Origin of the sequence: Streptosporangium sp. NBC_01755 (assembly GCF_035917995.1) — a bacterium.
In the GTDB taxonomy this organism is placed as follows: domain Bacteria; phylum Actinomycetota; class Actinomycetes; order Streptosporangiales; family Streptosporangiaceae; genus Streptosporangium.
The window spans coordinates 3,686,529-3,707,370 of sequence record NZ_CP109131.1 but is presented as its reverse complement, the minus strand read 5'-3'; the positions used below and the strand labels follow the sequence as shown (position 1 = coordinate 3,707,370).

Here is a 20,842-nt window from a genome sequence, read left to right as displayed (position 1 = left end):
GGCGTACGTTCTTGAACCGGCGTGGACCGCCATAATGATCGGCCCAGAGGTGGGGACGCTCGCGCGGTGGGTGATGTTGGCCTATATCGCCCTACATGCCATCACCTGCGCGCTGCTCGTTCACGCGGGCCTGAATCACTACTTGGGGCGTCGGCCCCGGCCGGTGGGGCTGATCGCCCTCACCACCGGGCTCACGGTCGTGGGCGTGGTGATCGGGACTGTGGCTTATCCCGACGCGCAACCCGGTCACCCCGACGGTCCGGCCTCGGGCCTGGTGGTCGTCCTTGCGATCGCGTTCGTCACCGCTGTGTCATCGGTGGTGCCGCTCTCCGTCGCCATGGGCGTGCTGGCGGCGGCCGTGGCGACAAAGTTCGTGGTGTCCCGGATAGAGGGCGCTCCCATGTCGATCGCTGTCCCGGCCGCGATCGGCCTGGGCAGCCTCATGGTTGCTTGGCTGCTCACCTACCGTGCCTCGATGTGGGGGCTGAAGAACGTCTGGGAACTGGATCACTCCAGGAAGGCGCATGCTCGACTCGCAGTGGCCGAGGAGCGGCTGCGCTTCGCTCGCGATCTGCATGATGTGATCGGCCGCAACCTGTCGGTGGTGGCCCTCAAGAGTGAACTCGCGGCGCGGTTGGTCGAGCGTGGCCGGTCCGGGGCGGTGGACGAGATGCGCGAAGTGAGCAAGATCGCGCATGAATCGCTGGCCGAGATGCGTGCGGTGGTGCGCGGGTACCGTACCGCTGACCTGGACATGGAACTGGCCGGTGCCAGGTCGGTGCTCGCCTCAGCCGGGGTGCGCTGCCAGGTGATCGGCGACGGGCGCAGCCTGTCCGCCGAGGTACAGAGCACGCTTGGCTGGGTGGTACGAGAAGGTACGACAAACGTGCTGCGGCACAGCGAGGCGCGGATGTGCACGATCTCTTTACACCGGTCGACGACCGGCGGCACCGATCGGCTTACGCTGAGTATGGAGAATGACGGAGTGACGGGTCCGGAATCTCCCGATGTCCACCAGCCGACCGGCAACGGTTTTCCCGGCGTGGCGGAACGTCTCGCGGCGCTTGGCGGGAGTGTCGTCACCAAGCGGAAGCCACCCGACCGGTTCCGTCTCACCGCCGAACTGCCATTGCCCGTGGCTACCCAGGAGGAGACCCGGTGACCGCTGTGGTGCTGCCGCCGCACATGACCACCAGGCAGCTCCCGGCTTGGTGGAAGGACGTCCGGTGAACAGCGCGCCGATCCGGATCTTGCTTGCCGAGGACGAGCACCTCATCCGAGGTGCCCTGGTGGCGCTGCTCGCCCTCGAAGAGGATCTGAGCGTGGTGGCTCAGGCGGCCACCGGCGCCGACACGATCGCCATGGCCCGCGTCTTCCAGCCGGACGTGGCCATGATCGACTTGCAACTGCCCGATCTGGACGGCGTGACCGTGGCCCGCATGATCCATGAGGAGTTGCCGGGTTGCCACACCATGATCGTTACAAGCCATGGCCGCCCCGGGCACCTGAAGCGGGCGCTTTCCGCCGGTGTACGGGGTTTCCTTCCGAAGACCGTCTCCGCCGCCGTGTTGGTCGACGTCGTGCGCACGATTCACGGCGGGGGCCGCTACGTCGACCCGCAACTCGCCGCCGAAGCGATCGGCGCGGGCGACAGCCCGCTCACTCCACGCGAGGCCGACGTGCTGGAACTGGCCGCCGAGGGGGCGCCGGTGGAGGAGATAGCCCGCAGGGCGGCACTGTCATCTGGCACCGTACGGAACTATCTTTCCTCCGCGGCCGGGAAGATCGGCGCTGCGAACCGTCATGAGGCCGCGCGCATCGCCCGCCAGTACGGCTGGATCTGAATTTTGAAACCCTCAGTGAGGCGCCGCAGACCGTCACACACCGCAACCGTCACATTGCCGAGAAGACTTCAATCACTCTCCTAACCGGGTTAGCCAGGAGTTGGATGGCTGCTCGGAGTGAAGGCGAGGGCCAGTGCCGAGAACTGCTGCAAATTTGTGAAGACGCGGGATTTCGTGTCGGTGGCTGTCGTCGAACCGGCGTGTGCGGCAGGAGGCCGACTTCCGTCGTAGGCTGAATCTCGCACGTGATGGACAGGAGTCTGAGGTGGCCGAGACGACGCTGACCGAGACAGTGGTGGCCGAGGTGGTGGCCGAGCTGGCCGAGCTCGAGGACCCGAAGATACGCGAGGTGAACGAGAAACACGGTGACGATCACGGTGTGAACCTCAGCAAGCTGCGCGCGCTCGCGAAGCGGCTGAAGACGCAGCAGGAACTCGCGTGCCAGCTCTGGAAGACGGATGACACCGCGGCGAGACTGCTGGCGATCCTGATCTGCCGCCCGAAGGCGTTCGAGCGTGACGAGTTGGACGTCATGTTGCGCGAGGCTCGCACACCCAAGGTGCACGATTGGCTCGTGAACTACGTGGTGAAGAAGAACCCGCACTCCGAAGAGCTGCGCCGAGCCTGGTCCGCCGATCCGGATTCAGTGGTCGCGAGTGCCGGCTGGGCGCTGACCACCGAACGCGTGACGAAGAAGCCCGAGGGCCTCGACCTCGCAGGACTGCTCGACGTCATTGAGGCGGAGATGAAAGACGCCCCGGATCGCCTGCAGTGGGCGATGAACCACTGCCTGGCTCAGATCGGGATCGAGCATGCCGAGCACCGCGCCCGTGCAATCGGCATCGGTGAGCGCCTGGAGGTGCTCAAGGCCTACCCGACTTCCCCGGGCTGCACGTCTCCGTTCGCGCCCATCTGGATCACCGAGATGGTGCGCCGACAGCACGATAAGTAGGAAGGTTCGCGCTCACGCTCGTGCCGTCAAGCATCATCCGACGCCAAAGCGTCAAGCATCGTCATATCGCCGATTCGACCTTGGACGACTACGAGGACACGGTGCGGCTCCATCTCAAGCCGGGGCTCGGGCGGCACAAGCTCACCGCGGAGAACGGTGCTCCCGTGGAGCCTGCAGCGGAGCGATCCACCGTCCGCGGCCAACCCGCGGGGGCCATGGACGGTGGGTTCTGCTCACCTCGATCCGGGAACGCCTCCGCACAGGTAGGTGGACTCCTCCAGCAACTGCGGCGTCATCGTGATCCCGGTGAGGCGCTCGGCCAAGAGGAACGCCGGCCCTTCGTGGGGGTCGGCGATCGGGTAGACAGGGGAGTCGATCCGCTCCAGGATCTCTGCGAGTTCGTCCGGCATCTCCTCCGAGTAGCTTTCATGGTGCCTGAACATGAACTGGATCTTCCCGTCTTCGATCCAGTGGGAATAGCCTTCCTGGTACGCGAACTCGAACCGGATCTTTCCGTCGTCGATCCAGTAGAAGTAGTCCATGCCGTCGACGTCGAGGTAGAAGTGGGAGACGAGACGGGTGCCCGCCGACAGCGGCATAATGATCTCTTCGGTGACGCCAAGCCCGCCGTAGGCCTCGACGAGGAGTACCCAGTCTCCAACGGCGACGGCACCGAAGGTTTGCCGCCGGATCAGCTCATCAAGCGTCACGCGAGAGCAGTCTTCAACCCGGACGCCGAGCCGGGTCATCAGTTCCTCAGGCGTCAGGCCGCGGACGTAGGTGAAGCAGTAGGTATCGGCCAGCTCGGGGAAGCGCTCGCGGGAGAACCAGGAGTAGTCGTCAGGGGTCGCGATCATCCCGTCATGCTCGCAGCACCCACCGACACAATAAGAGCCATTTCATCCTGAGTAGCGGCCTTCTTCCACGAGCTGTAGCACAAGGATCGCCTGCACGAGCGCGGTCGCTCGATGCGGGCAACAGCGCAGCCCGGTCAGCACTTTGCAGCCCTTCAAGGTCGCGCCGGCACGCTCACCGATGGCCCGGATACGAGCTGTGGGCGCGGATCGAGCCGTTGTTGCCGAGGGGGGAGCGCCGCTACCGGCATCCCGGGCGTAAGCGGCTCGATGACCGCAAGGCCTTGTGCGGGATCTTGTTCGTGCTCTACACCGCGATCCCGTGGGAGTTCCTGCCCCAGGAGCTGGGCTTCGGCTCGGGGATGACCTGCTGGCGCCGGTTGCGTGACTGGCAGCAGGCCGGGGCCTGGGATCGGCTGCATCAGCTGCTGCTGGCCGAGCTGCACACCGGCGAGCAACTGGACTGGTCCAAGGCGGTGATCGACAGCTCCCACGTGCGAGCGCTCAAGGGCGGCCCAAAACCGGTCCGAGCCCGGTCGACCGCGCCAAAACGGGCTCGAAACACCACGTGATCACCGATGGCAACGGCATCCCGCTGGCCGTGAGCCTGACCGGCGGCAACCGTAACGACGTGCTGCAACTGATGCCGCTGCTCGAGGCGATCCCCCCGGTGCGCGGCAAAGTGGGCACCGGCCCCGGCGGTCGGGGCTTTCACGGCGTACAGGGGCACGTGCTGGCCACCAGCACTATTCAACGAGTGTGGGACAGGGCTCGCCGGGACGCGCTGAGCAAGGAGGAATACGCCTCACCGCTGGCCAAGCGGCCCTATGACCTTCGGCACGCCTGCCTGTCCACCTGGTTGAACGCGGGGGTCTCACCAAAGCAGGTGGCCGAGTGGGCAGGCAACAGCGTGGAGGTCCTGCACCGCACCTACGAGAAGTGCCTCGTAGGGCACGACGAGATCGCCATGCGCCGGATCAGTGACGTTCTGCGCCCCGGAGCACGGGAACCCATTGGGAAAGATCAGCCGGAGACAACCGCCGACAGCCGGACACGGCCAGACACCCGCACCTGATCCAGAACACGAAAAAGCCCAGGTCATCGCGGTGATGACCTGGGCTTTCGCACTGTGCGGCCGGAGGTACTCGAAACCCCAACCTTCTGATCCGTAGTCAGATGCTCTATCCATTGAGCTACGGCCGCTCGCTGCGTAAGCAAGCATAGCGGGTTTTGCGGGGTGCCTCGAACCGGTTAGCCGATCCGTTCGTGATCAAGGGCGACACGAGCCGGGGCCGAGCGGCGTGGCGGGCCTCACGTCATAAGGTCAGGCGGACCGGATGATCTTCAAGTTGAGGTCAGCCGCTGGAGTTGCCCGCGACACCGTTTCTGGCGACCTTCTCCGGGAAGAGCGTGTAGCTCACCGGCCAGAGCACGGCGATCAGCGGAACCTTGAGCGCGCCGGTCATGAAGGCGTTCAGCGCCACCGTCCGCGACGGGTCGTCGACGATGAGGATCAGGCCGAACAGCAGGGCGCAGGCGATGCCGTACGCGAGGACGATCCGGAGCCAGATCCCCCATTCGTACCGGGCCCTGGCCACGCCGCCGGACGGGGGCTTCCAGGGTTCCGGGCCGCCCGCGAAACGGTGGGCGAACCTCGCGTCGGCCCAGGTGATCGTACGGTGGCCGAAGACGATCGAATAGGCGAGGTAGGCGGCGGCCAGCCCGTGGCGCCAGTCCGCCTGGGCGCCGCCGCGCATGTCGATGACGGAGGCGATGAGGAGGACCACGTCGAGCAGCGGGACCGCCAGCAGCAGCGCCGTGCTGAGCCGACGCATGCCCCACAGGTAACGTGAGACGAGCCCCAGTCCCAGCAGGATCCAGAACCCGATCTCGCATCCGATGATGACCGCCAGAACCATGGATTCATCGTCCCAACCCGGTTGGTCTGGGACATCGTCGGAGCTGATGAACCGGTGTACATCCTTTTATGTACCGGCGATCCTCCCGACGCCGCTCCTGCGGACCGTACCGGAATGGTGGGATGAGAGGCATGAGACGAGACGCGCTGGTGGCCGTGGCGTGTTTCGTCGTCGGTCTCCTGCTGCTCGCCGCGAACGCCTACCAGCACCGATGGGCCGCCGCCCCGCTGTTCGTCGGGCCGCTGGCGATCTCATGCGTGGGGGTCCTGGTACGGCGGAGCAGGCCGCTGCTCTCGCTCGGGCTGGGGGTGGTGGCCCTTCTCGGCGACTTCGCCATGGGCCCATCGCTGGGCACGGTCCTGATCGTCACGGACAACCTCTACGCTGGGGTCAGATACGGCCCTCGCGCGCTGGGCAGGTGGATGCTCGGCATCACCTCGGTGGGCGCCGTCGTCATGGGCGTGATCGGCGGGGCCCTCTTCAGGCACTGGTCGGCCGCCGCCGTCTTCCTGGTCCAAGGCGGTCTGGTCGGGATGACCCCCGTCTTCACCGCGATGATCGTAAGACAGCTGGAGGACCAGGCGACGTCCGAGCGAGCGCGGGCCGAACAGGTGGCGCGGCTGGCGGAGCTGGACCGGGCGGCCGCGGTGCAGGCCGAACGGGCCCGGATGGCACGGGAGCTGCACGACATGATCGCGAACCACTTCAGCGCGATCGCCATCCAGTCCACCGCCGTCCTCTCCCGCCGGGACCTGGACGCGCAGACCGTACGGAAGGTGCTGGAGTCGATCAGGGAGAACAGCGTCGAGGGCATGGGCGAGATGCGTGCCATGATCGGGCTGCTCCGGCAGGACGGCGAGGAGCCGGAGGCGACCCGGCGCCGGGTGGCCGAGGCGGAGGAGCTGGCCGAGCGGGCCCGGGAGGCGGGGCTTGACGTGCGGATGCGAGTGGACGGCGATGTCAGGGAGCTGCCCGCCTCGGTCGACCTGGCCGGTTACCGGATCGTCCAGGAGTCGCTGACCAACGCGCTCAGGCACGGCGGCAAGGCCGCCGACGTGGTGATCGGCTACCTGCCGGGGCTGGTCACGCTGACCGTGGACAACCCGGTGGGCGGTGCGAGGCTGGGACCTCCCGGCGCGGGTGCGAGGCTGGGACCTCCCGGCGCGGGTGCGAGGCTGGGACCTCCCGGCGCGGGTGCGGGGATCATCGGCATGCGGGAGCGTACGAACCTTGTCGGCGGTGTCTTCGAGGCCGGGCCGCATAATGACGGCTGGCGCGTCCGCGCCGAGCTGCCCACCCGGGAGGTCGTGTGAGACTCCTCGTCGGCGGACCGTACGACGACGGCCGGCGTGTCCGTGCCGAGCCGCTCACCCCGGAGCACACGTGACCATCCGAGTCGTCGACGGCCGCACCACACCACCCACCCTGGAGAGCACGTGACCATCCGAGTCCTCGTCGCCGACGATCACGCGGCGGTCCGCACCGGGATCGTCCTCATCCTCGACGGTCACGACGACATCGAAGTCGTCGGCCAGGCCGCCAACGGCGAGCAGGCCGTCTCGATGGCCTCCGAGCTTCGTCCGGACGTGGTGCTGATGGACATCCGGATGCCGAAGCTCGACGGGATCTCCGCGACGCGCGCGCTGAGCGGGATCGCCGACGTGCTGATCCTGACCACCTTCGACATCGACGAGTACGTCTTCGGGGCGCTGCGGGCCGGAGCCGCCGGGTTCCTGTTGAAGAACACCGACGCCGACGCCCTGGTGGACGCGATACGGGTGGTGGCCAGGGGCGATGGGCTCATCGCGCCCTCGGTCACCCGGCGGTTGATCTCGGCCTTCGGCGCGTCGGTCCCCGAGCGCAGGCCGTACGAGGTCGGCGGCCTCACCCCACGCGAGCGCGAGGTGCTGGCCTGCATCGGCCGGGGCCTGTCGAACACGGAGATCTCCGCGGAGCTGGACATGGCGGAGGCGACGACGAAGACCCACGTCAGCCGGCTGCTGAACAAGCTGGGTCTCCGCAGTCGCGTCCAGGCCGCGATCCTGGCTCAGGAGCTCTCCAGGGAGAGGTGACGCGCGTAAGTGCGGATCGGATGCCCTCCGCGGGAGAGGCGACCGCGCGGGTCAGGGGCTCTCCCGCGGAGAGGTGACCACACTGATCAAGGGCTTTCCGGCGGAGCGGCTTCGGGAACGGAGACGGGACGTCCGGGTCAGGAACTCTCCGCCGGAACGTACAGGGAGAGGGTCTCCGCGACGCAGGCGGGCTTGGGCCTGCCCTCGACCTCCACGGTCAGTCGCATGTTCGACAGGTAGCCCGAGGGGATGCCCTTGAGGTCGACGAGTTCGGCGCCGGCTCGGACCCGTGCGCCGACCGGGACCGGCAAGGGGAAGCGGACCTTGTTGAGCCCATAATTGATGCCCATGGCCAGGCCGTCCACCTGGAACAGCTCCACCATGAACGAGGGCAGCAGTGCCAGGCTCAGGTATCCATGGGCTATGGTGCCGCCGAACGGCCCCTGCTCCGCCCTCTCCACATCCACGTGGATCCACTGGTGGTCGCCGGTCGCGTCGGCGAACAGGTTGGCCTGATCCTGGGTGATCTCGCGCCACTCGGTGTAGCCGAGATGTTCCCCAACGGCGGTCTTGAACTCGGTGATGTCGGCGAAAATCCTCATGTCTGGAACTTTATTCCGCCGAGGGTGCGGCGAGAAACTTCAAGAGTGTCAACTCGCTCAGCCAGGTCTTTGTTTTCGCGGTACGGTCCGCGACGCAACACCGGCCGTTCACGCGGGTTCCCTAGCGTGCCCACCATGAGACGACGTATGACGATCACCATCGGCGCGGCCGTACTGGCACTGGCGGTGTCCGCACCGGCGGTGGCCGACCCGGGGCAGCCCGGTTCCGACAGGGCCGGCCGCTCCGAATTCGGGCGCGCCACTCTGACCGGGTTCGCCTCCCTGCCCGCGCTGACCTTCGTACCGGGCAGCGAGCAGTCGGGGGCCCAGCTTGGCACGGCCCCGATCAACGGGGTGACCCCGCCGTTCACCGGACAGCCGGTGCAGGGCTTCAGCGGCATCGTGCGGCGGCACGACGGCACCTTCGACGTACTGTCGGACAACGGCTACGGCGGCAAGGCCAACAGCGCCGACTTCCTGCTGCGGGTGCATCGGGTGAAGCCCGACTTCAAGCGCGGCAAGGTGGCGGTGCTCGGCGGGTTCGACCTGAGCGACCCCGACGGACACGTCGGCTGGGCGCTGACCCGGGCGGACCGGAAGCTGACCGGCGCCGACTTCGACGTGGAGTCGATCGTACGGACCTCTGACGGCACCTACTGGATCGGGGACGAGTTCGGCCCGTTCCTGCTGCACTTCTCCACCACGGGCAAGTTGCTTGAGGCACCTGTCCCGCTGCCCGGCGTGAAGGCCCCGGAGAATCCGTCCCTGGGCGGCGAGCAGCCCAACCTGGGACGGAGCAAGGGCTTCGAGGGCATGGCCCGCTCGGTCGACGGCCGCACGCTGTACCCGCTACTGGAAGGCACCGTGACCGGCGACACCGCCGGGACGCTGCGGATGAACGAGTTCGATCTGCGTAAGCGGGCCTACACCGGCAAGCGCTGGACCTACCGGCTGGAGAGCCCCGACAACGCGATCGGCGACATGATCGCGGTCGACCGGCACCGGTTCCTCGTCATCGAGCGCGACAACCTTGAAGGGGACGCGGCCAAGACCAAGCGCATCTACCTGGTGGACATCCGCCACGCGGACCTGCACAAGACCCTCGTCGCCGACCTGCTAGACCTGGCCAACCCGCGCGGCCTGGGTGGGTTCGGGGAGACCTTCCGGTTCCCGTTCCAGACCATCGAGGATGTGGTGATCCTCGACGACCGGACCCTGGGCGTACTCGACGACAACAACTTCCCGTTCTCCGCCGGCCGCACCCCGGGCCGGCCCGACGACAACGAGTTCATCACCGTACATCTGTCGCGCCCGCTCCTGGCCGACCCCCGCGTCTACCGGTAACGGCCCGTGGCCCTGCCTGGTAATGCCGGTAACACCGTCATTACCAGGCAGGTCGTCTCGGTGACCGACGGTGCCTGGCCCCGCCTCGAAGCTTCCCGCCGAGGAACCGGCCTGGAATTCACGGCAACCTCGCCTCTCGTAACATACGAACAACTACGACAAAATCGTAAATAACAATAGATAAACTCCCGTCGGCCCTCACGGTGCTATTTATTTGCTCTGCCTCAACCGTTTCAATGAGCTATCTCACTGTCCGAGGGGTATCTCCTAGCTGCTGCCACTTATGAGGTAGTGAGGGATATCAGATGTTTTCGGAACCAGAAACGAGATGGGGAAATAACGTGCTTCCTCGAAAGAGCAGACGGACACCGGGGCCGATCTCCGGCAGGCGGGTGGGCGTCCTCGCCATCGCGGCAGTCTCCGGCATCCTCATGACGTCGAACCAGGCACCGGCCAACGCCGCCATCGGGCAGGCCCAGGCGCTCGGCTCGATCTCACAGCTGAATGCCGACAGCACTCTCGACGGCCGCCTCTCCCCCTACCCCAACCCCTCCCGCCGACAGTACCGCGAGGACAGGCCTTCGGACAGATGGCGGGGAAGGCCGCACCGCTACCAGGACCGTCCCTACGACCGTTACCGCGGCCACCGGGACGGTAACAACTTCAACGAGAACGCGGGACCCGGGCGGGGGCGCGAGCGCCTCACCCGCTCGGAAAGAATGATGAGAGACCTCCAGAACGACCCGTCATTCCCGGAGATCATCATCCGTGACAAGTGATCCCTGACACCTGGCCTCGACAGTGACACGCCGCCGAGCGAAATCTCTCGGATGACGGTACGGCACGACGAGCAGCAGCGGTCACCCGCGTCGGGGGCGGAAAAGAAGTGTGTGTCGTACCGGTACGCACCGGTACGACACACACTGCCGCCAAAAGCCCGACATTACCGGTGACCACGTCTCCGACCTGCGAGTACATATGTTTCCAGGCAGCGCCGACCTTCGATCACCGGCACCAGGCCACCCCACCCTGCCCTCTCCTTCCCTTGCTTATCGGACATGAAAAGAGCGCTTATAGAGCACTACGACTGAATAATTATTATAAATCTGACTAAACCATAGATGAGACGTAGGTTTTCCTGCACGGTACCGCTTATTTGCTCTTCCCGAACTATGCCTGAGCGCTATCCCCATAAGCCTCGGGTATCTCCTGTTTCGCCGTCACTTCCGTGGCTGCACGACGGATCCGGAAATTTTCGGAATTAGTAACGATATGGGGAAATAACATGCTTCCTCGTAGGAGCAAGTGGGCGCCAGCCCTCTCCGGTAAGCGTGCCGGCGCTTTGGCCGTCGCAGCGATGGCAGGCCTCCTCTCGATCTCGTCGAACCAGGTGCCGGCGAACGCCGCCGCCGACAATGCAAGCCTTCTGTTCGCGCCTTACGGCGACAATGGGGATAGCGGAGGTAGTGGGGGCAAGGCCCGCCTTCAACATTCCGTGCACAGCAGCGAGAAACCCATTCTTCGCCCGTGCCGGTCCTGCGGATGCCGCAGAGGAGGCCGTCACTGCGGATGCCCCGGCGGTCGCGGCTGGGGTCGGGACCGGGACGACGATTGCGGCCGGGGAAACGGACATGACCGTGGCATCGGGAACGGCTTCGACAGGGACCGTGACCGAGACGACGACCTAGATAACCTAGATGACGAGCGGGACGAGCCCAGAGTGATCGACCTCACCACCCCCGGGCCTTCCACCGCAACCAGTTCCACCAATGGCGCAGCCGTAAAAGCAGGGCCCGCGGGACCTCCAGGCGAAGCGGGCCCAGCCGGACCCCCCGGACCAGCAGGACCTCCCGGACCGACAGGACTTGCCGGACCCCCCGGACCCCCCGGATTGGCCGGCCCCCCCGGACCGGCAGGCCCCAGGGGGGCGACGGGCCCCGCAGGACCGGCAGGTGGGGTGACCCTGGCAGGACCAGCAGTGCCCGGACCGGCAGGACCCAGAGGCCCAGCAGGACCCCCCGGACCGGCAGGACCCAGAGGCGCGACGGGCCCCGCAGGACCGGCAGGTGGGGTGACCCTGGCGGGGCCCGCCACGCCCACCTCCAGCGGATGCGTCGACCTGACCGGCTCCATGGTCGCCCTGCAACCCGTCTGTGCCGCCACGCCTGCCGGCCTTGCCGGGTACGTCTACTCCGCCATACCTGCCGGCCTTGGCGGACACGTTTACTCCGCCGCACCGGTCAACCTCGCCGGATCCATCTGCACCACCGGTGCTATGAGCCTTGTCAGCTCGTACGAGGCCGTCGGGTGCGTGTAGCCCGCGGCGAAGAGGCCTGCTTCTGCGGCATTCGCAGGCCAGCGGCCGCAACCCGGCGTAGTACCAGGGCCCCGGCGTTCCCGGGTTCTGATGCGGTATGCCGACGTTGAGCGTTTGGCCAGGTGGAACGCGAAAGAGCGCGACTTCTGCTGATCTTTCGGGTGTCGAAATCCGGAGATCATCGCAGGAGTCGCGCTCGTGTCCCCATCTTCTCTGACCAGTTCCCCGCATGTCTCGTGTCTTGACCAGCTCGCCGACTTGGCATTGTGGGAGTCCGAACTGGCACCCGATCCGGTCGTGGTGGAATCGGCGTTGATGCGCCGGTTGGCGACGGTTCCCGATCGGCGGTCTGCTTGCGGTCTGCGCCATCCGCTGGTGGCCATCTTGACGTTGGCCGCGTGCGCGACCCTGGTCGTCGGCGGCGACAGCGTCGCGGCGATCTGGCAGTGGGCCGCCCGAAGCCCGCAAGCGGCGCTGGAGCGGCTGGGCGCCTACCGTGATCTGTTCACCGGGTTGTTCCTCGTGCCCAGTGAGCGTACCTTCCGCCGTGTTCTGGCGGAGCTGGACGCCGATGCGCTGGACGCCGCGATCAGCGGCTATGTCGCCGAGGTGATACGGCAGGAGGCTCTGACGCCACAACTGCCCGACACTCCCGGCCCCGCCGAACGGGAACAGCGCCGCGCGGCACGACGCCGGCTCAGCCATCCCGCCCCGGCCGGGCTGCTGCCCGCAGCGGCGCTGGACGGCAAGGCCCTGCGCGGGGCACGCACCAGCGAAGACGGGAGGGTCTTCCTGGTCGGCGCGATCAGCCACGAGCACGGCGTGATCCTGGGCCAGTGTCAGGTCGCCGGCAAGAAAGGCGAGGGTCCCGCCGCCCGCGCGATGCTGCCCCACCTGCGGGTGGCCGGGATGGTCTTGACCTTGGACGCCCTGCACACCACCAAGACCACCGCCCGTCTGATCACCCAGCTGGGCGGCCACTACGTCCTCATCCTCAAGGGCAATCAACCGCTGGCACGCGCCGCCGCGCACGCGCTGTTGTCCGGGCCGGATGCCGACTGGACGCAAACCACCGCGGTCGATGACGATCACGGGCACGGCCGCAGGGAACGCCGCACCATCCGCACCGCCTCTGCCGATGACGGCCTCTTCCCCGGCGCCCGGCAAGCCTTCCGGCTCCGCCGCGACGTCGGCGAATTGGATGGCGCCTGGACCAGCAAGGAGATCGTGTTCGGCATCACCAGCCTGCCCGTTGAATTGGCAGGCCCCGCGCACCTCAACCACTACGAAAGGGCGCACTGGGGGGTGGAAAACCGGCTGAATTGGGTCAGGGACGTCACATTCGCGGAGGATCATTCCCAGGTCAGGACGGGTACCGCACCCAGAACCCTAGCCAGCCTCCGGAATCTGGCGATCAGCACCATCCGTCTGGCCGGCCGGGCCAACATCGCCCACGCTCGCCGCGATCTCCTCGACCACGATGCCGCATTCGCCGTCTACAACATCTGATCAACAGGACGGACTTGGACATAACAATTCAACGCCGGGGCCCTGGGCGTAGTACGGGCACGAGCTCCTGGAACCCGTGCGATGCCGGGTCGCACTGTCCCCGGGCCGGATGACAACGATTCAAGAGGAGGGTGGGCTGCCGTACCCGGTGTCACTCAGACGCGGCAGCCCACTCAGCTTTAAAGATCAAAAAGGCCCTCTCCCGAAATCTGGGAGAGGGCCTCTGTACTGCGGAGGCTCGGGGATTTGAACCCCGGATGGGCGGTAAACCCAAACCGCATTAGCAGCTCTGATCCTGCCCGTCCCAATCAGTTCAACGTGGATCAATAGGCGCGACTGGTCCGCCTGGAACGGCATGGAACAGCGCTGGATTGCAACTAGAACTGCAACTGGGGAGCAGTCGCCACGGGCGGCATGACCTTGGTGATGCGTGCCGTTCCAACGGGCGGCCGCATCTCGTGCAGGGTGATCACATCACCCGGTTTGAGGTGCTTCCAGTGCTCAGGGGTCAGGGGAATAAGCCTCACCCGCGCGCACTCACCCGGCTTCAACGGATCACGACCCTCGCCCCATAGGGAGGCGATGCTGACTAGGGATTCACCTTCGGGCGTACGGCGGTCGATGTCCCACATGGGCCGGAGCGACCCGCCAGGAGATACCGACAGTGCACGACCTCCGTCCTCGGTACGCACCAGGCAGAGTTCAGCCCGGAGGGCGCCGGTCCGGGCCTCGCTGCTCCGCCACTCGTACCAGCCGGCATCCTCACGAAGCCATATCAATCGAGCGGCGTCGGCCAGCAGGCTCCAGAACTTGGCGGCTGTGGGTGAGCATCACCGAGATCTTCAAGCCATCCTGAACGGCCTGGAACGGCTTGGAACTGCAACGGATATTGCAATTGGCCAGATCTAGTTAGCGATCTTCGATGGCTCCGCTACGCCGGGATAAGAAGCTGAGGCTAGCCACGTTCCCCAGTGGGCAGGGGCTGAGGAACGAAGTCCCGGACCGTCGATCGCCCCCGACCCTGTACGGAGATCAGCCCGCATCAGGCGATCGTGAGGGCGGTACCACTTCACTAGTAGTGCCCGGTCGGCTTCGGACGCGACGGCGTGTCGGTCCCTTGAAGACGAGGCGGAAGAGACGCAGAACCCCAGACGGGACGGATGAGATCCAATCGTCGCCCCACTCGAGGCCCTGCCGTCGGGCGACTCGCCGGGTCGACCTCCACTTGACCAGGCCCTACTAGTGCTCCGTTCCTCAGCGGAGGTTGTGAACGCGCTGCAGGGAAACCGAGATTGTCGGGCTTGCCTTCCTGATGCCAGGACCGGGGTGGATCTGTACTTCAGGCAAGGAACGTCGCACTAAGTGCCTCGATGGACGCGACAGCCAGATCAATCGTCGAATCAAGCTTGCCCTTGATGTTTGATTAAGGGCATCTGCTGGAGGGCCTGATCATCCCCACGTAGTGGGGCCAGGATGAAGGGTGTCGCCGAGGACCTTGGCTACAGCCGCCTGGGGCTGATCCGTGGGCTGTGACACACAGCCCACGGACCTGAAGTTCCGTCCTACGCGAGCAGATAACGGGGCACGTACCCACTTTTTCGGCCATAATAAAAGGCATGCATCAAGATGCTATGCGCCCCAAGCTACCGGATGGCCAGCAGATCGCCTTCGACATGCTGTTGGACACATGGACGAATCTATCCGAAGCGACAGTCATTCGCATAGCAGCCCCCCTTGGCAGAGGGAAGACCCACGTGGTGCAGGCGTTCTATGAATATCTCGCCGAAAACCATCAAATATCAAATGGGTTCTATGCTTCGAAAGCTTCCGAATATAGAGAGCTGACTTCCTGGAGGAAATCACGAAAGAGCATTTCGGCATCCTTGCCTAATTGGGAAGCTGAACCTGATTGGGTTTGGCTTTCCGTGCGGGCATTGCCGATGGCTGTATCGGATTTGCTGGGCGATCTCAAGGAGGCTGTCGCCGGGTTATTGGAGTATCTCACAGCAGAAGGGCTTGAGTCGGCCAAGGCTGTTCGTCTTAAGAGTGCGCTTCCTGATCAGTTCGCTGGAATCGCGGGTAGGGCCGCCGCTGACCTGCTGCTTGACCAAATCCCGTTCGGCAGCACGACCAAGACGTCACTGAGAGCAATTATCGAGACCTATAGCGCAATGCGAGGCCGCGGAGCTCCTTTGAAGGAGTTCGCAGAGTTTCTTGAGAGCGATACATCGTATGCATACATCATTTTGATGTCTCTCCTTGGGCAGTTGCGTGACCCGCAAATTGGTCCCGCTATCCTCCCTGGCATTATGGTCATCGAGAATGCCGAGCAACTCGAACCCACTGCCCTACGTTCATTGCATGAATTGCTTGCCTGTGATCCAGATGTACTGCTAGCGGAGAGAAATACGCTATCTCGATCCATCTACCGCCAGCTCAAACAGCATGGCATTCCTCCGCGGCTCCCACTATTGCTTGTTCTGATGGAGACGACGGATTCTGGAGATGAGTCCGTACTTGCGCCGAATCAGGAAAGAACGGAAAGATTCAAGGCAACTACGAGCCCTCTCGACCCATGGCTTGAGCACTGCCGTCAGGCAGGAATACCCGTAAAAGAAGTTGACTCCACCATGCTTAGGCTAATGGTCAAAGATGAAGCAACGGATATTGCCTCGAAGCTGCTCCCGGGCGGGCTTAGTGAGCGGCATGCCTCAATGATTGTAGATCGGGCGACGGACCCTTTCATGGGAGGAGTAAACGCTGCTCTGCTCATATCTCATTGTGCCAAGGTTTCGGTGCTTTCTTCGCCTGAGGAGGCTTTAACTTCAGCGTGGGCGAGTCAACACCTTCCTTTCTTTCTTTCTCTTGAAACCGAGCAGCGCTTTGAGGCGCTTTCAGAGGAGGAGCGAAAGGTCATCGGAGCTGCTGCGCTAGCTGGTATTGGTTTCTCTGAAGCCACCGTTAATTCTCTGTTGCCTGGCCTGGATATCCATCGAGTCTTGATGCAGATGGAGAAGTCCGGTTATCTCCATAACTGGGGAGAGGATGGCCTGTACTGCTTCGATGACAACATGCTGTATGAGTATGCCGAAAAAGCAGTGCTGTCGGATCCGCATCTGTGTCGAAGGGCGCTCGATGTAACAGAGGCGCCGAAAATTCGTGATCTAGCCGCAGCCTGTTTCGCCGGAATAACTTACTCGAAGGCATGGGTTTATGACTTCCTCCGCGGCTCACTGTGGAGATATGTAGAAATAGCGACAGGGGCAAATCTCAGTCGACAGTGGGAGACTCACCGTGATATTTGGCTGGCAGCTCTCACGCTGACCGCCGACCGAGACCTTGTGTTCGCTGCGCTCGAAGAGAACGCCGATAAGAAACAACGTATTGACCTCCTGTTCCAGTACCGAGAATCTGCCCCTGAGGGAGATGAGAGCGAACTTCTTTGGATGATTTTGGTTCGCTGGCATGTGCATCGACTCACCCCGGGACCGATGACTCCTAATTCGCTCCGCTCGGCCATTTCCTATGGCCAAGACTTGAAGGATAACACCAGAACACTAACTTCATCGCATCGGATGGCGGCTAAAATAGCTGGCCGTGTTCTTCGTGCATCGATACTCAAGCGAGGACAGATTGGCGAACTAGGGATTAGATTGGTGGCCAGGTTGGGTCCGTATGCGAGACTCATGACTGGCGAAGAGCGTTTGTTGGTAGCCCAATCACTTCTCCGAGCGGGCCTTTTCTCCGCTACTGCCGCACACCTATGTTGCTTCGAATACGCGTCTCTGCTCAATGAGGCGGAACTCCTCACTCTGAAACGACAGCTTGCTTGGTGGGCAACTATGCCTGAATCACCTGTCAGGCTTCGTAGCCTCTTGGCTATATCTCGCATTGAAGGAAGCGCCTCCGAGGTGGATCTTCTTCCTCAATTGGAGGATTTTCTCATGCAAGGCGAGAAAGATGATATGTTTCGGGACTTTGACAATATAACTAGCATTACTTTTGGACATGATCCTCTCGGATACCCATGGTGGGGTCTTCGCGTACTGCTGTGTCAGGAGATTCTACGATTGACTGAAAGTTCTTTGGGGGAAAGGTCGTTGCTTCGGAATGCTGTCAAGGAGGCTCTCCAAGAGGAGGCTGAGAGGCATCCGTCCGCCGTTGGGCTGCTAATTGAGAACTTCTCCGGCGAATTGCCGGAAGATCAGATCGAGAATCTTAAAGAGCTTGCTGCCCATTGGAAGAAGACCCGTTTGCTTGAGCATTCAGAGCAGGCGGGGATCGTGCCATTAAAGGGGGTAGGGAAAAGGAGGTCGAACGTTACGAATCGCTCGAAAAAGAAGAAGAAGCGACGCTAAATTACATTTAGATGAGGAGCAAGTTTAGATTCACCTGAAATTGTTGCTGACTGGTGGGTCAAGATCAGTCGCCGAGTCGTAGCACAGCCGCTGCGACTAGTGCTGCGTTCCTGAATGGAGGCGGAGATCTCTGCTGACCTGAGGTAATGATGGTCTCAGGGGGGATTTTCATGCCGAAACTGCTGCATGCGCTTCCACCAATGGACGCCGAAGAGGAACGACAGATCCGCAAGCTTGCCGGGGCCCGTCATGCCCGGCCGACTGGATCATGCGGGCGCAGATCATCACATTCAGCTAGCAGGGGCTGCGCACCAGCGCCATCGCCGCCAAGCTCGGCTGTCACATGCAAACCGTGCGCGAGCGGATCGAGCGCTTCAACGCGGCTCTTCGATGTTGAGGGGGAAGTGCCCGGGCGTGGCCTGACGGGCGAGAGCTCGTGACCCCGCGACACTGGCTGTTGATCAATGGACAGTTGGTGACGGGGGCCACAAGCTGTGAACGACAGTACTTCGATTCTGTTCGGCATGCCGGAAATCGCGGTGGTGAAGGTCGAACGCGTCACCGACGACGGCGGACAACCGGGGCGGCTGGTGCATATCGAACGCCCCGAGGAGTGGGCGGCCTGCCCTGAGTGCGGGGTCATCTCCACCCGGGTGCGCCAACGGCGCACGACCCGCCCTCGCGATCTTCCCTACGGCCCAGAGCCGCTGGGGGTGCGCTGGCACAAGCGGCAGTTCGCCTGCGCCGAGACGCTGTGTGCGCGCAAGGCGTTCACCGAGTCGGTGACCGAGATCCCGCCGCGGGCGCGGGTGACGGGCCGGCTGTGCCGGGCGGCGGCCCGCCAGGTCGCCTCCGGCCGCTCGGTAGCCGCGGTGGGCCGCGAGTACGAGATGGGCTGGCCGCTGGTGCACCGCCACTTCGCCGCCCACGCCGACGCCGTCCTGGCCGAGCCCGAGCCGCCTCGGGTGCTGGGCATCGATGAGACTCGCCGGGGTAAACCCAAGTGGATCAAGGACGAGGTGAGTGGAAAATGGACCCGGACCGAGCGGTTCGAGACCAACTTCGTTGACCTGTCCGGGCCCGGTGGGTTGCTCGGCCAGGCCGCCGGCCGTACCGGCAAGGCCGTCATCGACTGGCTCAACGAGCGCGGGGCGCGGTGGAAGAGCCAGGTGCGGGTGGTGGCGATCGACCCGGCTACCTGCTACCGCACCGCGATCAAGCAGGCGCTGCCGCATGCCGTCATCGTCGTCGACCACTTCCACCTGGTCGCGCTCGCGGGCAAGGCTCTCACCACTGTGCGCCAGCGCGTCACCCGTGAAGAGCGTGGGCGCCGGGGCCGGACCACCGATCCGGAATGGGCCAACCGGCGCCGCCTGCTGCGCGGCCGTGAACGCCTCTCGGAGCGCACGTTCACCCGGATGTGGAACGACCTGATCGACCACGAGCCCACCGGACAGATCCTGACCGCGTGGATCGCCAAGGAAGAACTCCGTGCTCTGCTGGCCTGCGCCCGCGAGCAGGCACCGCGCTCGGTGATCTCTCAGCGGCTGTTTCGGTTCTCCTGCTGGTGCATCGACTCCGGCATCCCCGAGCTGATCACCCTCGCCGAGACGATCGACGCCTGGTGGCCCGAAACGCTGGCGTTCATCACCACCGGCGTCACCAACGCCCGTACCGAGGGGACCAACCGGCTGATCAAGGACACCTCCCGCGTGGCGTTCGGCTTTCGCAACCTCACCAACCAACGCCGCCGCGTACGGTTGCACTGCACACATCAAACGATCAACGTGCCAGCGGCATGAGGGCGAACTTCCCCCTCAACATCGAAGAGCCTTCAACGCCGAAGGCCTGACCGGCCTCGGCGACCGGCCCGGGGCGGAACGCAAACCACGAATCACCGAGGTCGAACGCGGACAACTCATCACCCTGGCGCGCTCGACTCCGCCTGGATGGCTGAGCCGCGACCAGACCGGGGACCTGGCCGCAGACGACGAGAACGGCCCCGCACAGCGGATGCTGGACAGCCTGACCGCCGTCGGCGCGTAGGACATCGTCATCGCGCGCAGCCAAGTACGCCGGATCCTGCTGAAGGAGAAGGTCCGCTGGCGCTATCCCCGCTCCTGGACCACCTCCACCTATCCGGACTTCGCCTCAAAAGGGCCGAGGTCATCGGCTGCTACACCGACCCACCGCCGGGCACCACGGTCATCTGCACCGACGAAATGGGGCCGGTGATCCTGCGCACCTTCCCACCGGCGCCCGGCTGGTCGGTCGGCGGACACCGGATCAAAGCGCCGTTGGAGTACTCTCGCGGCCTAGATAAGACCTGGTGTACAGCGGCCTGCGCATCCGCGATGGCATCGAGCTCACCTTCTGCGCGCCCTTGCGTAACAGCGACGGCTGGATCGGGCTACTTCAGCAGATCACCAGGGCTAACTGACGTGGCCCGATCGTGGTCATCACCGACAACCTGTCCAGCCATTCCAGCCGGAAGGTCCGCCAATGGCTGCTGCGCCATCTGTGGATCCGCTAGGTGCTCATCCCGATCAAGGCCTACCGGCTGAGCCTGGCCGGGGCTGGTGACGGCTGCTGCGCAAGGCGGCGTTCTTCGGGCAGACTTTCGCCGACGCCACCGAGATCGCCCACGCGGTCACCCTCGCCACCGCCCAGCTCAACGCTAACGCCCATCCCTGGATCTGGGGACGACCGCCCTCGCAGCCCCGAGCCCTGTGCCGCAAGTTCGTCTACTTGCTATGAGGAACGCAGCACTAGCAGCTTTCAGGATCACTATCGTTCGCCTGCTACAAGAAGCCTTCAACCTACGAAAGCCCGTATGCTTGTCATTCCATAGCAGTATGAAGCAGGGTTGCCATGGCGATTCCTGCCCCAATTCCCACAGCGGGATTTCCAGCGGTCATTCCCGCCAGTATTCCAACGGCAGTTGCTACGCTGTTGATGATCGCCCAACGCTGCGAAAGCCGTACAGGCTCCTTAGATGCCTCGTTCTTCTCTGCCCTTGGCATTCTTGATAAGAGTCTCAATTTCACCCTTCCTTGTGTTGAGCACGAGAG

The 20,842-nt window shown here is 64.2% G+C and carries 16 protein-coding genes, 1 tRNA gene and 2 pseudogenes; 13 read left to right on the top strand and 6 right to left on the bottom strand.

Going from position 1 to position 20,842, the window contains the following annotated elements; genetic code table 11:
- Window positions 1–34: 34 nt before the first annotated feature.
- The 3 genes from OG884_RS17385 (at window position 35) to OG884_RS17375 (ending at window position 2,796) form a co-directional block, all read left to right on the top strand.
- Window positions 35–1,162, top strand: coding sequence for a sensor histidine kinase (locus OG884_RS17385; RefSeq protein WP_326646390.1), 1,128 nt, complete (start codon window positions 35–37; stop codon window positions 1,160–1,162).
- 64 nt (window positions 1,163–1,226) lie between these two features.
- On the top strand, window positions 1,227–1,844 hold the full coding sequence (locus OG884_RS17380; protein WP_326646389.1) for a response regulator transcription factor: 618 nt from the start codon (window positions 1,227–1,229) through the stop codon (window positions 1,842–1,844).
- 280 nt (window positions 1,845–2,124) lie between these two features.
- Window positions 2,125–2,796: a DNA alkylation repair protein gene (locus OG884_RS17375; RefSeq protein WP_326646944.1), complete on the top strand. Its 672-nt coding sequence runs from the start codon at window positions 2,125–2,127 to the stop codon at window positions 2,794–2,796.
- Between the two features lie 233 nt (window positions 2,797–3,029).
- Here OG884_RS17375 and OG884_RS17370 read toward each other — a convergent pair whose 3' ends face one another.
- Together OG884_RS17370 and OG884_RS17365 are read right to left on the bottom strand one after the other, a co-directional pair.
- Window positions 3,030–3,653, bottom strand: coding sequence for a DUF6461 domain-containing protein (locus OG884_RS17370; protein WP_326646388.1), 624 nt, complete (start codon window positions 3,651–3,653; stop codon window positions 3,030–3,032).
- Between the two features lie 42 nt (window positions 3,654–3,695).
- Window positions 3,696–3,848, bottom strand: a pseudogene (locus OG884_RS17365) (IS5/IS1182 family transposase); the annotation flags it as partial.
- Here OG884_RS17365 and OG884_RS17360 point away from each other — a divergent pair.
- Window positions 3,848–4,338, top strand: a pseudogene (locus OG884_RS17360) (IS5 family transposase); the annotation flags it as partial. The pseudogenes OG884_RS17365 and OG884_RS17360 overlap by 1 nt on opposite strands.
- Window positions 4,339–4,780: 442 nt before the next feature.
- On the opposite strand, the gene OG884_RS17355 reads toward OG884_RS17360, so the two are convergent.
- Both OG884_RS17355 and OG884_RS17350 read right to left on the bottom strand, forming a co-directional pair.
- Window positions 4,781–4,853: transfer RNA gene (locus OG884_RS17355), tRNA-Arg, on the bottom strand.
- Between the two features lie 152 nt (window positions 4,854–5,005).
- Window positions 5,006–5,569 carry a hypothetical protein gene (locus OG884_RS17350; RefSeq protein WP_326646387.1) on the bottom strand — a complete coding sequence of 188 codons (564 nt, stop codon included), beginning with the start codon at window positions 5,567–5,569 and terminating at the stop codon, window positions 5,006–5,008.
- Window positions 5,570–5,700: 131 nt separating this feature from the next.
- Here OG884_RS17350 and OG884_RS17345 point away from each other — a divergent pair, with 131 nt between their 5' ends.
- A complete protein-coding gene (locus OG884_RS17345; RefSeq protein ID WP_326646386.1) occupies window positions 5,701–6,882 on the top strand; it encodes a sensor histidine kinase in 1,182 nt (393 codons plus the stop codon).
- Between the two features lie 123 nt (window positions 6,883–7,005).
- Entirely contained in the window at window positions 7,006–7,641 is a 636-nt protein-coding gene (locus OG884_RS17340) for a response regulator transcription factor (protein ID WP_326646385.1), read from the top strand.
- Between the two features lie 137 nt (window positions 7,642–7,778).
- Here the strand turns inward: OG884_RS17340 and OG884_RS17335 are convergent, their stop codons facing one another.
- Window positions 7,779–8,243, bottom strand: coding sequence for a MaoC family dehydratase (locus tag OG884_RS17335; RefSeq protein ID WP_326646384.1), 465 nt, complete (start codon window positions 8,241–8,243; stop codon window positions 7,779–7,781).
- A gap of 135 nt (window positions 8,244–8,378) precedes the next feature.
- Here OG884_RS17335 and OG884_RS17330 point away from each other — a divergent pair, with 135 nt between their 5' ends.
- The 4 genes from OG884_RS17330 to OG884_RS17315 all read left to right on the top strand — a co-directional run bounded on the left by OG884_RS17330 (window position 8,379) and on the right by OG884_RS17315 (window position 13,413).
- A complete protein-coding gene (locus OG884_RS17330; protein WP_326646383.1) occupies window positions 8,379–9,587 on the top strand; it encodes an esterase-like activity of phytase family protein in 1,209 nt (402 codons plus the stop codon).
- Window positions 9,588–9,928: 341 nt separating this feature from the next.
- Window positions 9,929–10,366, top strand: a complete 438-nt coding sequence (locus tag OG884_RS17325) for a hypothetical protein (RefSeq protein ID WP_326646382.1) — start codon at window positions 9,929–9,931, stop codon at window positions 10,364–10,366.
- 1,292 nt (window positions 10,367–11,658) lie between these two features.
- Window positions 11,659–11,904: a hypothetical protein gene (locus OG884_RS17320; RefSeq protein ID WP_326646381.1), complete on the top strand. Its 246-nt coding sequence runs from the start codon at window positions 11,659–11,661 to the stop codon at window positions 11,902–11,904.
- A 198-nt stretch (window positions 11,905–12,102) separates the two neighbouring features.
- Window positions 12,103–13,413, top strand: coding sequence for an ISAs1 family transposase (locus OG884_RS17315; RefSeq protein WP_326638736.1), 1,311 nt, complete (start codon window positions 12,103–12,105; stop codon window positions 13,411–13,413).
- A gap of 377 nt (window positions 13,414–13,790) precedes the next feature.
- On the opposite strand, the gene OG884_RS17310 is transcribed toward OG884_RS17315, so the two are convergent.
- Window positions 13,791–14,045 (bottom strand): hypothetical protein, encoded by a 255-nt coding sequence (locus OG884_RS17310; protein ID WP_326646380.1) that lies wholly within the window; start codon window positions 14,043–14,045, stop codon window positions 13,791–13,793.
- A 984-nt stretch (window positions 14,046–15,029) separates the two neighbouring features.
- On the opposite strand from OG884_RS17310, the gene OG884_RS17305 reads away from it, so the two are divergent.
- The 3 genes from OG884_RS17305 to OG884_RS17295 all read left to right on the top strand — a co-directional run bounded on the left by OG884_RS17305 (window position 15,030) and on the right by OG884_RS17295 (window position 19,573).
- The gene (locus OG884_RS17305; RefSeq protein WP_326646379.1) at window positions 15,030–17,771 is read left to right on the top strand and encodes a hypothetical protein; all 2,742 of its coding nucleotides are present in this window, start codon (window positions 15,030–15,032) and stop codon (window positions 17,769–17,771) included.
- Between the two features lie 304 nt (window positions 17,772–18,075).
- A complete protein-coding gene (locus OG884_RS17300) occupies window positions 18,076–18,168 on the top strand; it encodes a hypothetical protein (RefSeq protein ID WP_326646942.1) in 93 nt (30 codons plus the stop codon).
- Window positions 18,169–18,295: 127 nt separating this feature from the next.
- Window positions 18,296–19,573: an ISL3 family transposase gene (locus OG884_RS17295; RefSeq protein ID WP_326646378.1), complete on the top strand. Its 1,278-nt coding sequence runs from the start codon at window positions 18,296–18,298 to the stop codon at window positions 19,571–19,573.
- Window positions 19,574–20,842: the final 1,269 nt, after the last annotated feature.

Coding starts and splice junctions, on each gene's coding strand:
- OG884_RS17385 (WP_326646390.1), top strand. CDS start 35: ATGATCGGCCCAGAGGTGGGGACGCTCGCGCGGTGGGTGATGTTGGCC.
- OG884_RS17370 (WP_326646388.1), bottom strand. CDS start 3,653: ATGATCGCGACCCCTGACGACTACTCCTGGTTCTCCCGCGAGCGCTTC.
- OG884_RS17350 (WP_326646387.1), bottom strand. CDS start 5,569: ATGGTTCTGGCGGTCATCATCGGATGCGAGATCGGGTTCTGGATCCTG.
- OG884_RS17345 (WP_326646386.1), top strand. CDS start 5,701: ATGAGACGAGACGCGCTGGTGGCCGTGGCGTGTTTCGTCGTCGGTCTC.
- OG884_RS17335 (WP_326646384.1), bottom strand. CDS start 8,243: ATGAGGATTTTCGCCGACATCACCGAGTTCAAGACCGCCGTTGGGGAA.
- OG884_RS17330 (WP_326646383.1), top strand. CDS start 8,379: ATGAGACGACGTATGACGATCACCATCGGCGCGGCCGTACTGGCACTG.
- OG884_RS17310 (WP_326646380.1), bottom strand. CDS start 14,045: ATGTGGGACATCGACCGCCGTACGCCCGAAGGTGAATCCCTAGTCAGC.
- OG884_RS17305 (WP_326646379.1), top strand. CDS start 15,030: ATGCATCAAGATGCTATGCGCCCCAAGCTACCGGATGGCCAGCAGATC.
- OG884_RS17295 (WP_326646378.1), top strand. CDS start 18,296: ATGCCGGAAATCGCGGTGGTGAAGGTCGAACGCGTCACCGACGACGGC.